Origin of the sequence: Mesorhizobium sp. WSM4904, assembly GCF_029674545.1 — a bacterium.
Taxonomy (GTDB): Bacteria; Pseudomonadota; Alphaproteobacteria; order Rhizobiales; family Rhizobiaceae; genus Mesorhizobium.
In genome coordinates, this window is sequence record NZ_CP121354.1 from 3,735,626 (window position 1) to 3,748,840 (window position 13,215).

Genomic DNA, 13,215 nt, shown 5'->3' on the forward strand with positions numbered 1-13,215 from the left:
TCGCCTTTAGGCCGTCAATCCGTCCACTTCACCTTGGTGAGGTCGTTGGCCTGGATCGGGGCGTTCTCCCACAGGCCCTGCAGCTTGGCGTCCCAGACGCCGACCTTCGGCAGCTCGTAGAGGAAGCCGACCACGGCGTCGTCGGCGAGGATCTTCTGCGCTTCGCCGAGCAGTTGCTTGCGCTTGGCTTCGTCGGAGGTGAGGTTGAGGTCGGCGATGATCTTGTCGAAGGTCTGATTGTCGTAATTGAAGTAGTAGTCCTTGCGCGAATAGATACCGATGTCGTTCGGCTCGGTGTGGGACACGATCGTGAGGTCGTAGTCCTTCTTGGTGAAGACCTGATCGAGCCATTGCGCCCATTCGACCGGAATGATCTCCAGGTCGATGCCGACCTCGCGCAGCTCGGAGGCGATGATCTCGCCGCCAAGCCGCGCATAGGAAGGCGGCGGCAGCTTCAGCGTCGCCTTGAAGCCTTTTTCGAGGCCGGCCTCCTTCAGCAGTTCCTTGGCTTTGTCGACGTTGTGCGGATAGAGGCCGGTGAGATCGACATAGTCCTTGTTGGCCGGCGACATATGCGAGCCGATCGGCACGCCGAGACCGGCCGAGGCGCCGTCGATGATGGCCTTGCGGTCGAGCGCGAAGGAGATCGCCTGTCTGACCTGCAGCTTGTCGAAGGGCGGCTTCTTGTTGTTGATCGAAAGAATCGTCTCGCCTTCGGTGGAGCCGATCACGACCTTGAAACGCGGGTCGCCCTTGACCTGGGAAACGCTGTCGGGATCGAAGAAGGGAAAGGCCTGGATGTCGCCGGAAAGCAGCGCCGGCACAGCGGCGGCGGCGTCGGGCACGATGCGGAACTCGACCTTGTCGAGCGCAACGGGCGCGCCCCAGTAGCTGTCCGACTTCACCAGCGAGATCGACGAGCCCTTGGCCCAGTTCTGGAACTTGAAGGGGCCGGTCCCAATCGGCTTTTCCTTGTTGGTGTCGGCGGATTTCGGCGACACGATCACCGCGTCGCCCCAGCCCATGTTGTAGAGGAAGGAGCCCTGCGGGTTCTTCAACGTCACCTTGACGGTGGCTGGATCGACGACGTCGACCTTGTCGATCTGCGCGAACAGCCCTTTCTGGGCATTGACCGAATTGTCGGCGCGAGCGCGGTCCAGGGAGAATTTCACGTCGTCGGCGCTGAAGCCGCTGCCATCGTGGAACTTCACGCCGGTGTGAAGCTTGAATGTGTAGGTCTTGCCGTCATCCGAGATGGTCCAGCTTTCGGCGAGGTCGGGCAGAACCTCGCCGTTGGGGCCAATGCGGGTGAGGCCTTCGAAGACATTGGCATAGAGCACCTCGTCGATCGCGGCGGCCGCGCCCGCGGTCGGATCGAGATGCGGGGGTTCGAGCGGAATGCCGATGACGAGGTCGGTGCGCGCGGCAAACGCCAACGTGGCGGCGGCAAACGACAGCACGGCCGCGGCAAAAATGGTCTTCCACAATTTCATCGCTGAACTCCCATTGCTCAAAATATGCTCAAGCCAGCGGATAGAAGCGTGATTTGGCCCGGGAGTAAATTGCGTTTCGTGCTGCCGGACAGCGCCAAGGGAAATGTTTTTCCGGATCAGCCGGTCGCACCGCGCAGCAGCACGTTGAGGCCGATCGCCATCACCTTGGCCGATTCCACCATGTCGGCGATGCCGACCCATTCGTCCGGCCGATGGGCAAGATCGAGAATGCCTGGGCCATAGGCGATGCAGTCGTAGATATGGCCGATGCGGGCGACGTGCTTCTGGTCGTAGGTGCCGGGCGAAATCACATAGTCGGGCTCGCGGTCGAAGACCTCCATGATGCCTTGTGCGACAGCCTTCACCACCGGTGCGTCGCGCTCCGTCATCAGCGGCAGAACTTCCATCAGGTCGCGGATCTCGTAGTCGAACTTCTTCCGCTCGCGCTTCAGCCGTTCGAGGATGCCCGTGACTTCGCCCTTGACGGCGGCGAGGTCCTCCTCGAGCAGGAAGCGGCGGTCGATGGTCAGCCGGCAGGAATCGGGAACATTGGGCGAGGGCAGGCCCGGCCTGAAATCCTCGGTCTGGCCGCCATGGATGGAATTGATGTTCATGGTCGAGCGCCGGGCGCCCTCGGGCACCACCGGCATGCGCGTCACCTTGCGGTCGAGCGCCGGGAACAGCTCGTCCTCGAAGGCCTGCAGCACGGCGCCCATATGGCGCACGGCGTTGTCGCCGAGGAACGGCATCGAACCATGCGCGATCTCGCCCTTGGTCTCGATCTCGGCCCACCAGACGCCGCGATGGCCAAGGCAGATGCGATCCTTGTTGAGCGGCTCGGGAATGATGACGTGGTCGACCTTCGGCCTGGAGAAGTAGCCCAGCTTCGCCAGATGCGCGACGCCGCCGAAGCCGCCGGACTCCTCGTCGACGGTGCCTGAAATCTCGATGGCGCCGGAGAAGTCGGGATAGACCTCCATGAACGCTTCCGCGGCGATGACGGAGGCGGCGAGCCCGCCTTTCATGTCGCAGGCGCCGCGGCCGTAAACCCGGCCGTCCTTCACCAGGCCGGCAAAGGGATCGACGGTCCAGCCTTCGCCCGCTTCGACCACGTCGATATGCGAATTGAAGTGCACGCAAGCACCGGGCGAGCGGCCGTCGAAACGGGCGACGACATTGACGCGCGGGTAGCGGTCGGTGTCGCCGGGCGTGCCCTCGGCGCGAATGAACTCGGCCTCGAAGCCGAGCTTTTCCAGCCGCGCGCCAAGATACTCGGCGCATGGCCGGTAGGCCTCGCCGGGGGGATTGACGGTCGGAAAGCGGATCAGGTCGGCGGCCAGCGCGACCAGGTCGTCGACCCGGTCGTCGACTGCCCGAAGGAGTCGTTCATTCATCCGACGGATTGAAGAAGCAATGCCGCGGTTTTGCAAGCCGCCACTCGCTCACCGTCAAACAATAATCAGCCGAGCAATCATCCGTCAGGCTCAAAGGTTAAACCGTCGAGAGTGTGTGCCCTATCGGCAACCATGGCGGGAAAATCATTCAAATTCGCCGCATCGGATTGGCGGTTTCGTCAACGAGTGTGTGGTACTTAACGCACCTGCCGGCAAAATGATGGAAAAGAACCACGTGATGGCAAGGGGCAATCGAAGGGGTTTGATCGCATGAAGAAGTCCGTTCTCATGGCAGCCGTGCTGGCAACCGCGCTGCTTGGCACATCTTTTGCCGGCCGGGCGGCCTCGCTGGTCGCCAACATCGACGTTTCCACGCAGACGATGACCGTCAGCAAATATGGCCAGGTGCTCTACCGCTGGAACGTATCGACCGCGCGCAAGGGCTACTTCACGCCGCGCGGCAGCTACCGGCCGCAATGGACGGCGCGGATGTGGTACTCGCGCAAGTATGACAATTCGCCGATGCCGTATTCAGTGTTCTTCCACGGCGGCTACGCCATCCACGGCACCGGCGCGGTGAAATATCTCGGGCGGCCGGCCTCGCATGGTTGCGTGCGCCTGCACACGGCCAACGCCGCGACCTTCTACGCGATGGTCAGGGAAGTCGGCTACGGCAATACGCGGATCGTCGTGACGAACTGATCCGGTCTGGACAGTTGGTTAGGGCAGTTCATCGTTTCACGGAAACGCTGAACTGCCCTAACTATTTGTTTTCAAGCAATTCCGGACGGAAAGCCGCCGCGCACTTTTCCTGGAATTGCTCTAAATTATTGGCCGGTTGTCTCTCTTGCATGCCCGCGCTTGCGCCGGCGGCCGCTCATCTCCCAGCGCTTGTGGAACCACATCCACTGTCCAGGATCCTCGCGCACCCAGCGCTCGACGACGTCGGCGAGCAGCTGGGTGGTGGCGTGGACGTCGACACTGCCGCCTCCGGTGCGCGGCAGCGTCAGCTTGTCTTCGATCTCGAGGCGGAACCGGTTTCCCGGCAACCTGACGCAGCGGGCCGGATAGACATCGCAGTCATAGTGGCGGGCGAGCATGCCCAGCACGGGATTGCTCTGGCAGGGGCGGCCGAAGAAGGTCGTTTCGACGCCGTTCGTGAATTTCTGGTCGACCAGCACGCCGATATTGCCGCCGTTTTCCAGAATGGAGGCAAGGGCGAACGATGCGCCTGTCGAGGAGGGCAGCAAGCCTCCCATCGTCGAGCGGCGTGTCGAATGGATGTAGTCGGCGAGGTATGGATTGTTGGGCGGGCGAAACAGCGCCGTGATGTTCATGCCGAAGGTGGCGGCCGCCACCGGCAGCAGCTCGAAATTGCCGAGATGGCCCGTAAACAGGATATGCGGCTTCTTCTCGCCGGCGATCGCGACGAAATGGTCGATGCCGCGGACCTCGACCCGGCCCGGCTTGGTGGCGTTGGGATCGAAGTCGAACAAAGCATCGAGGAAGATATACTCGGCCGCCAGGCGAGCCATGTTGCCCCACATGTCGGACGCAATGGCCTCGATCTCGGCATCGCTCTTTTCCGGATAGGCGAGGCGCAGATTGTTGACCGCCACCCTATGCCGCCCGACCAGAGGCCCAATGCGGCGGGCGACGCGGTCGGCGAAGTTGAGCGCGCTGTCCGGCGGCAAAAGCCGCAGCAGGCCGATCATCGTCATGGCAAGCCGCGCGACCAGCCAGTGCTCCATCTGGCGCAGCCGCCGGCCGTAGCGGAACATGAAGTCCCGGCGGGCTTTCTTGAGCACCTTGCCGACCATCTTGTCCTAGGAAACGCGCAGGATGATCTTGCCGAAGACGTCGCGGCCTTCCATGCGCTTCAGCGCGGCGTCGATGTCGTCGAAGCCGACCTCGGTATCGATGACCGGGGCGACAAGGCCGGCCGCCATCTTCTGCATCGCATCGGCCATGTTCTCCATGCGGCAGCCGAAGGAGCCGAGCAGTTTCAGTTGTTGCTGGAAAAGCTGCATCAGGTTGACTTGCGTCGACACGCCGGACGTCGAGCCGCAGGTGACGAGACGCCCGCCACGCTTCAAGGACAGCATCGAGCCGGCGAAGGTATCGGCGCCGACATGCTCGAACACGACATCGACGCCCTTCTTCTTCGTCAGCTTGCGCACGACGCCTTCGAAACGGTCCTCGCGGTAGTTGATAACATAGTCTGCGCCAAGCGCCTTCGCCTTGTCGATCTTGTCGTTCGAGCCGACTGTGGTGATGACCGTGCAGCCCATGCGCTTCGCCAGCTGGATGGCGGCGGTGCCGATGCCTGAGCCGCCGGCATGGACGAGGATGGTCTCGCCCGGTTCCAGCTTCGCATTGTCGAACAGCATGTGCTCGACCGTGCCGAAGGTGACGGGCGCGACGGCGGCGCCGATTTCGGTGACCCCAGGGGGCGCGGGCACCAGGAGGCGGGCGGGCAGGTTGATCTTTTCCTGAGCGAAGCCGTCGAGATGAAAACCGTGGACGCCGGACACATGCTCGCAGAGATTGTCGCGGCCTTCCCGGCAGGCGCGGCAAAGCCCGCAGGTGCGCGCGCCATAAATCGACACCAACTGCCCCGGCAGAAGGTTGGAGACACCTGGTCCGACCGCCTCGACTTCACCGGAGGCCTCGGCGCCGACGACCAGCGGCAGCTTGCGCTTGGCGAAGGCCATGCCGCGCCAGCCCCAAACGTCGATGTGGTTGAGCGCCACCGCCCTTATGCGGAGCGTCACTTCGCCTAGCGATGGCGGCGGAGGAGGCAGCAGGTCCACCGTTTCAAGGCGGCGGTCCTCGATAAGTTGCAATGCGCGCATTTGGCCTGTCGGTACTGTGGAAGCGGAAATGTCCGCTAAAGCGCGTCGCGCAGAAACGGATTCAGGCGTCGCGCTTTAGCTCTTTGTTTTGATGCATGTCGTTCTCCCAAAACCGCTGCGCACTTTTGGGCGACATGCATTAGACCGGTTCCCGCGCCATGACAAGGCAGGTGTTCTGGCCGCCGAAGCCGAAGGAATTCGACAGGACCGTGCCGACTTCGGCGCTGCGCTTCGCGTTCGGCACGACATCGAGCACGATTGCGGGATCGGGATTGTCGTAATTGATCGTCGGCGGAATGACGCTTTCGCGCATCGTCATCAGCGAGAATGCGGCCTCGACCGCGCCGGCGGCCGATAGCGTGTGGCCGATCATCGACTTGTTGGACGAGATCGGCATCGAGCCGATCCGCTCGCCGAAGACGGTCGACAGCGACAGATGCTCCATCTTGTCGTTTTCCGGCGTCGAGGTGCCGTGAGCGTTGACGTAGTCGATCTCGTCTTCGCTGAGGCCCGCATCGGCAAGGGCGGCGCGCACCGCTGCGATCGCCGGCGAAGCGTCGGGTTTGGAACGGGTGCGATGGAAATCGTCGGCCTTTTCACCACAGCCGCGCATGATGCCGAGGATGGTCGCGCCGCGGGCAAGGGCTGCCTCCAGCGACTCCAGCACCAGCGCGCCGGAGCCTTCCGCAAGGACGAAGCCGTCGCGGTCCTTGGAGAAGGGTTTTGACGCCTTCTCGGGAATGTCGTTGTGGGTGGAGAGCGCCGAGAGCAACGAGAAGCGGATCAGCGCCTCGGCCGTGGCTGAACCGTCGGCGCCGATCGACAGCGCCTTGTCGCACTCGCCGCGCCGGATCGCCTCGACGCCAAGCTGGATGGCAGTGGCGCCGGAAGCGCAAGCGGTCGACAGCGTGATCGGCAGGCCGCGCGTGCCGAAACGGTCGGCCAGGCGGTCGGCGATCGAGCCGAACTGCGTGGTCTCGAAGATGTCGAGCTCCTTCAACGCGCGAGCCACGCGCAGCAATCTCTCCGAACCGCTTTCCTTCTTGTCGGAATTATAGAGCGAGAAGCGGTCGGCCCAATCGAGCTCGACCGGCGGCGAGGCGAGAAACAGCGGTCCGCCGAAATCGCCGGAATCGAGGCCTGCCTCCGACATCGCCTCCTGGGCCGCCGTCTCGGCCAGCTCGTAGGTGAGGGGACTCGCACCCTTGGAGCTCGACGGCAGAAAATCGACCATGCCGGAGATGCGGGTGTTGAGGTGATCGACCGGAAAGCGGGTGATCGGATGGATGCCGGATCTGCCTGAGGTCAGCGCCGCCCAGTTATCGGTCTTGCCGACGCCCAGCGACGTGACGACGCCGATGCCGGTCACGGCAACGATCGGCCTGCCCATGTGATCGCGGAGATTGGCCATGTTTTTATTGCCTCGCTCTAAGCGGCTTTGATCAGCCCCAGGCCCTCGAATTGGTGATAGCCGATCGCCGTTGCAAGGACGGTCGTGGGGGCGCCTTCGAATGGCCGCTCGGCCGTGGCATCGAAGGCAGGATAACCGGCCTTGCGATCGACGGCGAGCGCGGCGAGCGCCACGGCGAAGGGGAACTGCGCTTCCTTCATGTGGCCAGTAAGCGTCGAGAAGGCGCGCACGGCAAGCGCCGGGTTGGCGTCGAGCGCCGCCTTTTCGGCCGCCGTGGCGGCATGGGCCCCCGAGGCGCCGGAAATGGTCAGCAACGCGCCATCGGGCAGAGCCGCCTGCTTGAGCAGCGCGGCGATTTCGGCATTCAGCTCGCCGCGCCGGCGCCTGGCCCGGCCGGAAACCACGGGACCGAGCTCGGCGTAGATCTTGCGACCGCGGCTCATCGCGTGCTCGCGCTGTTCGAGCACAAGGAAGGCACCGCCCGAGCCGGTCACCACGCCGCCGCCTTCCGCCCCCTGCCGCTGCCAGACCGGCCTCCAGGGACCGCGGTGCAGATAGCCGGCGAGCTCGTAGCCCAGCAGCATGTCGGAATGTTCGGTCTGGAACGCGCCGCCGACCAGCACATGCGTCGACTGGCCGGAACGGATGCGCGCGGCGGCCGTCTCGACGGCCGAGACGCCGGCGCCTTCCTCGCCCATGAAGGTGCGGGACGAGCCGGTGACCTTGTGCACGATCGAGATGTTGCCGGCGAGCAGGTTCGAAAGCTGGGCGAGGAACAGCGTCGGCCGCAATTCGGTGGTCAGCTTCTCGTTGAGCAGCACGTCGCGGTCGTTGCGGCTCTCGGAAGCGGCGAGGATCGCGCCGTCGACGGCCTCGTCACGCTCGCCGCCGCCGGCCGCCACCACCATGTCCATGGTCGTGCTGAGCTCGTCATTGCCCTTGATGCCGGCATCGTCCAGCGCCAGGCCGGCAACATAGGTGCCAAGCCGCTGCCAGGTTTCCATCTGGCGCTGGTCGCCGCGCTTGGCGATCTGCAGGTTCCAGTCGATCTCGGGCAGGGGGTGGATGGTGTAGGGAGCGAAGCGGGTCGCATCGAGCACCGGCTCGATACCCGGCCGGGTCAGCTTCTGCCAATGCGCGTCCGGACCTTCTCCCAGCGAGGAGACAAGGCCGATGCCAGTGATGACGACGTCGTGGGAATTCATAGGCGGCCGTTGCGGGTCAGGTTGCTTCCGATTTTGCGCATGATCCTTTCCGAAAATCGTTGCCGATTTTCGGGGTCATGCGCTGGGCACATCAAGACCACGCCCGGGCCGTCTCAGGCGGCCTTGGCCGCGACCAGCGCGTCGATCTTGGCGCAGAGGTTCTTCATGACGAAGTAGTCGTCGGTCGAGGCCTTGCCGTCATTGACCTCCTGCGTCCACTTCTCAAGCGGCACCTTGATGCCGAATTCCTTGTCGATGGCAAAGACGATGTCGAGGAAATCGAGGCTGTCGATACCGAGATCGTCAATGGTGTGGCTTTCGGGCGTGATGGTGTCGATATCGATCTCGCTGGTGTCGGCAATGATCTTGGCGACTTTCTCGAACGTCGTGGACAAGGGCTCTTCCTTCGGTTGCGGGCGGAATCTGTCCGCATCTTGTTTGGGCGCTGTCTAATCGGTTTTTCCGGGCAGGAAAAGGCCGAATGCACGGCGCGCAGATGGGATGCCGGCTTTCGGAACGCAAGAAGGGCCGCCGGTCGGCCCGGCGGCCCTTCCCGTTAACCTTAAGTCAGCTCAGCTCTCGCGGAGCTTGACCAGGTCGTTGAGCAGCCCGCCCGTACCGTTATGGACGGTCAGGCGCTCGACCTTGCCGGCGATGGCTTCGAGAGCCACCTCGGCCTGCTTCTCGGCCGAAACCACCTGGTTGAGGATTTCGCGCATCTCGCCCGGCAGGATGACATCCTTGAGCGCGATATCGCTGACCTCGAGGCCGATCGCGGCCATGTCGGCACGGACCTTGGCCGCCGCCTCCTCGTCGACCGTCACCTTCTTGTCGAGGATCTGGTCGAGCGTGAGCGCGCCAAGCGTCTTGCGGAAGGCGTACTGCAGGGCGCGGTAGAGGGCTTCCGAGAAGTCCTTCACCGTGCTCACCGCCGTCACCGGATCGACGACCCGGTATTCGGCGACGATGTTGACGCGGATCGTCACGCGATCCTTGGTCAGCATTTCCTGCCCGGCGACATCAAGCGACTGCCGCTTGAGGTCGACGACCTTCACCTGGACCATGCGCCCGACGTTCCAGAAGGCGTGCACGCCCGCGACAAGCGCGCGGGTGTAGACGCCGTCCACGAACAGCAGCCCGACCTGGCCGTCCGTGACCGGATGGAGGAACATGTGTTCCGTCTTCCGGGCCTGGCCGATCCGGCGCATCAAGGCCGGATCGACGGCCAGATCGGCCGCCGTGTCGACGGACGTCACCTTCCACGGGCCGGCATCCGTCCACAGCACGAGTTTGCGGTCCGGAGCAAGAACGGCATGGAGGACGCCGTCGCGCTCGATCACGGCAATGTCGGCGCGCCCGGTGCGAACGACCGTGAAGTGACGCGCGGCCACATCCGGGAGCTTGTCGAACAATGCCTTCTCGTATGCCGAAACGAATTCCGGGTTCTTCAGGTCGTGCCTGGAGACTTCCAGGTTGCCGCGCCGGTTAGCGAGCCAATGTTCGCCCGGCATCAGGACAGCCTGGATCTCGCCCTTGTAGAGGGCGATGGCACGTTCGTTTTCCTTCACGAGGACGCGCTGGCGTCCAAGTAGCTTTTCGAGAATGGTCTTCATTGTCTTCACTCCTGTCGGGCATGGCCCCATGCGAGGCGTCACGTCATGCGTCGATCGTCCTTTCGTTTCTCGTTTCAACTCCCGGCACGAATGATCCGGAGACCGGTGGCATCGCCAGGCGGCGGGCTTTCGGGAGCGGATCGCGGGGCGGCGAAGCGGGCGCCGGAAGCCGAAGCTTCCTTGCCGGCCGCGTCGCGCCTTGATCGTCACCGCGGGCCTGGCCGCGAGCCGACGGCGCAGGACATCGCCGTCCGGCGAGGCCGATGCCTTGCCGTCCTTGAAGTCCTCGCATTCCGGTCCCCGGACCGTTTTGGATAACACCACCTGAAGGTGTCGGCTTATCAGGCCGTTGGAGAAGGATTCGAACCTTCGACAGTCAGATTATGAGTCTGATGCTCTAACCAATTGAGCTATCCGTGTCGTGGGTGTGGGAATCGAACCCTGCCTCCGGACCCAAATCCGGCGCTCTCCATAAGCTACACCCGCAAGTCCCGACACTCCAAAACGGCGCCGTACACAACGCGGCAAAGCCGTCTGCGCGGGCGGAGGCGAAAGCTCCAACCGTTGTGCTCGCTTCGGTTTTCGTGACCGGGAGCGCGCCTTTAGACCCTGCGACGGGTTGTCGCAAGCGGCATTGTTGCGGCGGATTCGCGGCTTCTTTCGGTTGTTGCATTTCGGCAACGATTGCGTGTACCGATGTACCATGGTACAAAAGGCCATGATTGTAGAACGTGTTCAGACCGGGGTTCGCCTGGAAAAGAGGTTGGTGAAGGTGCTCAAGGCGCTTGCAGAGCATCGCGACATGAGCCTTGGCGATCTCATCGAGGGCATCGTGCTGCACGCCTTCGAAGGCCAGGCGCCGTTCTCGCCGGCAACCTTGGAAACGATTGATCAGCTGAAGCGCATCTACGGGCTGGAGCTCGGCGCGACGGACAGCCATCGCCTCGTGGAAACGACTGGGAAAGCCGATGACGAACCATCTTGAGCGCAACCACAGCATTTTCCTTGCCGGACCGGTCGAACGCGTCTTCCCGTTGTTCACGCCGATCGGGGAAACGCTGTGGGTCGACGGCTGGGATCCGGAGTTTCTGCATCCGCAGGATGGGGAGACGCGCCGTGGCATGGTCTTCCGGACCAGCCATGGCGACGAGACCACGCTCTGGGCCTGCACGGATTGGGAGCCTGAGGCGCATCGAGTGCGCTATGCCAGGGTGACGCCGGATTCGCGTTTCGGATTTGTCGAGGTGGCCTGCCGCCAGGCCGGCACCGGAGGCACACAGGTGTCGATCGCCTATACGCTCACAGCCTTGAACGAGGCGGGACGGTCATATCTGTTCGAGCTGACGGAGGATGCGTTCGAGCGCATGATCGAAGGCTGGAAGGTCCGCATCGACGCATGGCTGCTGGAGAATGCGTCGGCCGACCTGGCCAGCTAGAACGTAACCCGGCCGAGCACCTTGAGGCCGTCGCCCTCCGGCGCCACAACCACTGCCTCGCCCTCGCGCGGCGCGATGCCGGTGAGCGCCTCGATGTTTTCCAGATGCGTGACCAGCACGAGATTGTCGGAACCGGAATATCCGCGGATCTCCTTCATCACCGCCTCCAGCTGGGCAGCCTTCTCAGCCGGATCGGTCTTGACCAGGTCGAGCGGTGCAAAAGGTTCGGGTTCGGCCTCGAAAGCGATGCGGGCGGTATCGAGGCAGCGGCAGTAACGGCTGGAGAGCACGCGCTCGATCGGGGCAGCGCGCGCCGCGAAGAGGGCGCCGATGCGGCTTGATTGCTGCTTGCCGCGTTCCGACAGGTTGAGCTGGGTGGCGCAATTGCCGATGTCGAAATTCGCCGGGTCGGTATTGCCGGTGACGAAGGCATGGCGAAGCAGCACGACATGGCCGCCATCGCGCAGCAGCGCCCAGCCCGCGTCGGTCGCGTGGGCGAGCGTAGGAACAGCAAGCAGGAAAAGCGCCAGGGCAAGTCGCAGCATCAGAAGTCCTTGAGACGGCCCGAGAGACCCCGGGTCCGATTGGCATATAGGAATCGCAAAGCGAGCCGAAAAACAAGCTGAGGACCCGGCGGATGGGGAAGCCAGCCCCGATTGCACCGCGATCGGGGCTCGCCTATGACGAGAAAAATGTCTCTGCCCCGAAAATGACCCCGCTCACCGAAACCGTCCTCTTCGTATTCAGCCTCGTCGCGCTCGGCTATCTGGCCGGGTTCGCCGGTTATCTGAGGCCGGCAAGCGGCGAGGGCATCTCCGAATTCGCAGTCAACGTGGCGATGCCGCTGCTGTTGTTCCAGACGATGGTGAAGTCCGATTTCCACGGCGTGGCGCCGTGGTCGCTATGGGGCGCCTATTTTGCGGCGGTCGCCGTCACCTGGACCGCAGGTCATCTGGTCACGACGCGCGTCTTCGGCCGGGACGCCCGCGCCGGCGTCGTCGGCGGTGTCTCCTCGGCTTATTCCAATGTCGTGCTGCTCGGCGCCCCCTTCATCCTCGGCATTTTTGGTCAAAGCGGCTTCGAGGTGCTGTCGCTGCTGGTCTCGGTTCACCTGCCGATCATGATGATGGCCTCGATCGTGCTGTTCGAGATGTTCGGCCGCGGCGGCGACGAGCAAGTGCATCCGCTGCGCGTCATCAGGAATTTTCTCAGGCGGCTGTTCGTCAACCCGCTGATCGTCGGCATTCTGGCGGGGCTCGCCTGGCGCTTCACCGGCGCGCCGCTGCCGGCGCTGATCGGGCGGCTGGTCGACGCGCTGGCCGACACGGCCGGGCCGGTGGCGCTCTTTGCGATGGGCCTCAGCCTGCGCCGCTTCGGCATTTCCGGCAACGTCCGGCCGGCGCTCGCGCTGTCGGTACTGAAACTCTTCCTGATGCCGGCCCTGGTGCTCCTCCTGGTCTGGCTGCTCGGCCTGCCGCCGCTGACGGCAAAGGTTGCGGTGGTGGTGGCGGCGCTGCCCTCCGGCATCAATTCCTATCTCATCGCCGTCCAGTTCAGCACCGGCCAGGCGCTGGCCTCGAACCAGATGACAATCGCCACCGCGAGCGCGGTGCTGACCACGTCCTTCTGGCTGACGGTGGTCGTCCACGTTTTCGGCTGACAGGGGGCAGGCGCTCGCTTTTGCTGGCCCAACCCCTATATGCCATCTTGTGATTGCTTGCAGGGCTTTCCCTAGGTAAGAGCATTGCGCCAGCGTGCGGCCCTGCACGCCTATCGAATATCCAGAAAAACGGCCGATCAGCGCGCCG

At 63.7% G+C, this 13,215-nt stretch carries 13 protein-coding genes and 1 tRNA gene; 4 read left to right on the forward strand and 10 right to left on the reverse strand.

Annotated elements, in window-relative coordinates:
* Positions 1-14: 14 nt before the first annotated feature.
* Together QAZ47_RS17770 and QAZ47_RS17775 are read right to left on the reverse strand one after the other, a co-directional pair.
* Positions 15-1,493 carry an ABC transporter substrate-binding protein gene (locus tag QAZ47_RS17770; protein WP_278230221.1) on the reverse strand — a complete coding sequence of 493 codons (1,479 nt, stop codon included), beginning with the start codon at positions 1,491-1,493 and terminating at the stop codon, positions 15-17.
* 116 nt (positions 1,494-1,609) lie between these two features.
* A complete protein-coding gene (locus QAZ47_RS17775; protein ID WP_278230222.1) occupies positions 1,610-2,887 on the reverse strand; it encodes an acetylornithine deacetylase/succinyl-diaminopimelate desuccinylase family protein in 1,278 nt (425 codons plus the stop codon).
* Positions 2,888-3,157: 270 nt separating this feature from the next.
* Between QAZ47_RS17775 and QAZ47_RS17780 the strand changes: the two genes are divergently transcribed.
* Complete coding sequence (locus QAZ47_RS17780; protein WP_278072964.1) at positions 3,158-3,589, forward strand: L,D-transpeptidase; 432 nt, start codon at positions 3,158-3,160, stop codon at positions 3,587-3,589.
* Positions 3,590-3,714: 125 nt separating this feature from the next.
* Here QAZ47_RS17780 and QAZ47_RS17785 read toward each other — a convergent pair whose 3' ends face one another.
* The 7 genes from QAZ47_RS17785 to QAZ47_RS17815 form a co-directional block, all read right to left on the reverse strand.
* Positions 3,715-4,707 carry a lipid A biosynthesis lauroyl acyltransferase gene (locus tag QAZ47_RS17785; protein ID WP_278230223.1) on the reverse strand — a complete coding sequence of 331 codons (993 nt, stop codon included), beginning with the start codon at positions 4,705-4,707 and terminating at the stop codon, positions 3,715-3,717.
* A 6-nt stretch (positions 4,708-4,713) separates the two neighbouring features.
* Complete coding sequence (locus QAZ47_RS17790) at positions 4,714-5,742, reverse strand: zinc-binding dehydrogenase (protein WP_278230224.1); 1,029 nt, start codon at positions 5,740-5,742, stop codon at positions 4,714-4,716.
* Positions 5,743-5,881: 139 nt separating this feature from the next.
* Positions 5,882-7,153 (reverse strand): beta-ketoacyl-ACP synthase, encoded by a 1,272-nt coding sequence (locus QAZ47_RS17795; RefSeq protein WP_278230225.1) that lies wholly within the window; start codon positions 7,151-7,153, stop codon positions 5,882-5,884.
* Between the two features lie 17 nt (positions 7,154-7,170).
* The gene (locus QAZ47_RS17800; protein ID WP_278230227.1) at positions 7,171-8,358 is read right to left on the reverse strand and encodes a beta-ketoacyl-ACP synthase; all 1,188 of its coding nucleotides are present in this window, start codon (positions 8,356-8,358) and stop codon (positions 7,171-7,173) included.
* 113 nt (positions 8,359-8,471) lie between these two features.
* On the reverse strand, positions 8,472-8,753 hold the full coding sequence (locus tag QAZ47_RS17805) for an acyl carrier protein (protein ID WP_027167184.1): 282 nt from the start codon (positions 8,751-8,753) through the stop codon (positions 8,472-8,474).
* Between the two features lie 177 nt (positions 8,754-8,930).
* Positions 8,931-9,971: a slipin family protein gene (locus QAZ47_RS17810; RefSeq protein WP_278230228.1), complete on the reverse strand. Its 1,041-nt coding sequence runs from the start codon at positions 9,969-9,971 to the stop codon at positions 8,931-8,933.
* Positions 9,972-10,320: 349 nt separating this feature from the next.
* Positions 10,321-10,388 (reverse strand) — tRNA-Ile (locus QAZ47_RS17815).
* Positions 10,389-10,737: 349 nt separating this feature from the next.
* On the opposite strand from QAZ47_RS17815, the gene QAZ47_RS17820 reads away from it, so the two are divergent.
* Complete coding sequence (locus tag QAZ47_RS17820) at positions 10,738-10,956, forward strand: hypothetical protein (RefSeq protein ID WP_278230229.1); 219 nt, start codon at positions 10,738-10,740, stop codon at positions 10,954-10,956.
* Positions 10,940-11,407 (forward strand): hypothetical protein, encoded by a 468-nt coding sequence (locus QAZ47_RS17825; protein WP_278230230.1) that lies wholly within the window; start codon positions 10,940-10,942, stop codon positions 11,405-11,407. Before QAZ47_RS17820 ends, QAZ47_RS17825 begins: the two co-directional genes overlap by 17 nt.
* On the opposite strand, the gene QAZ47_RS17830 is transcribed toward QAZ47_RS17825, so the two are convergent.
* The gene (locus tag QAZ47_RS17830) at positions 11,404-11,952 is read right to left on the reverse strand and encodes a histidine phosphatase family protein (RefSeq protein ID WP_278230231.1); all 549 of its coding nucleotides are present in this window, start codon (positions 11,950-11,952) and stop codon (positions 11,404-11,406) included. The two genes, QAZ47_RS17825 and QAZ47_RS17830, sit on opposite strands and share 4 nt — an antisense overlap.
* A gap of 164 nt (positions 11,953-12,116) precedes the next feature.
* On the opposite strand from QAZ47_RS17830, the gene QAZ47_RS17835 reads away from it, so the two are divergent.
* Positions 12,117-13,067, forward strand: coding sequence for an AEC family transporter (locus QAZ47_RS17835; RefSeq protein WP_278207872.1), 951 nt, complete (start codon positions 12,117-12,119; stop codon positions 13,065-13,067).
* Positions 13,068-13,215 lie beyond the last annotated feature (148 nt).

Coding starts and splice junctions, on each gene's coding strand:
- QAZ47_RS17770 (WP_278230221.1), bottom strand. CDS start 1,493: ATGAAATTGTGGAAGACCATTTTTGCCGCGGCCGTGCTGTCGTTTGCC.
- QAZ47_RS17775 (WP_278230222.1), bottom strand. CDS start 2,887: ATGAATGAACGACTCCTTCGGGCAGTCGACGACCGGGTCGACGACCTG.
- QAZ47_RS17780 (WP_278072964.1), top strand. CDS start 3,158: ATGAAGAAGTCCGTTCTCATGGCAGCCGTGCTGGCAACCGCGCTGCTT.
- QAZ47_RS17785 (WP_278230223.1), bottom strand. CDS start 4,707: ATGGTCGGCAAGGTGCTCAAGAAAGCCCGCCGGGACTTCATGTTCCGC.
- QAZ47_RS17790 (WP_278230224.1), bottom strand. CDS start 5,742: ATGCGCGCATTGCAACTTATCGAGGACCGCCGCCTTGAAACGGTGGAC.
- QAZ47_RS17795 (WP_278230225.1), bottom strand. CDS start 7,153: ATGGCCAATCTCCGCGATCACATGGGCAGGCCGATCGTTGCCGTGACC.
- QAZ47_RS17800 (WP_278230227.1), bottom strand. CDS start 8,358: ATGAATTCCCACGACGTCGTCATCACTGGCATCGGCCTTGTCTCCTCG.
- QAZ47_RS17810 (WP_278230228.1), bottom strand. CDS start 9,971: ATGAAGACCATTCTCGAAAAGCTACTTGGACGCCAGCGCGTCCTCGTG.
- QAZ47_RS17825 (WP_278230230.1), top strand. CDS start 10,940: ATGACGAACCATCTTGAGCGCAACCACAGCATTTTCCTTGCCGGACCG.
- QAZ47_RS17830 (WP_278230231.1), bottom strand. CDS start 11,952: ATGCTGCGACTTGCCCTGGCGCTTTTCCTGCTTGCTGTTCCTACGCTC.
- QAZ47_RS17835 (WP_278207872.1), top strand. CDS start 12,117: ATGACCCCGCTCACCGAAACCGTCCTCTTCGTATTCAGCCTCGTCGCG.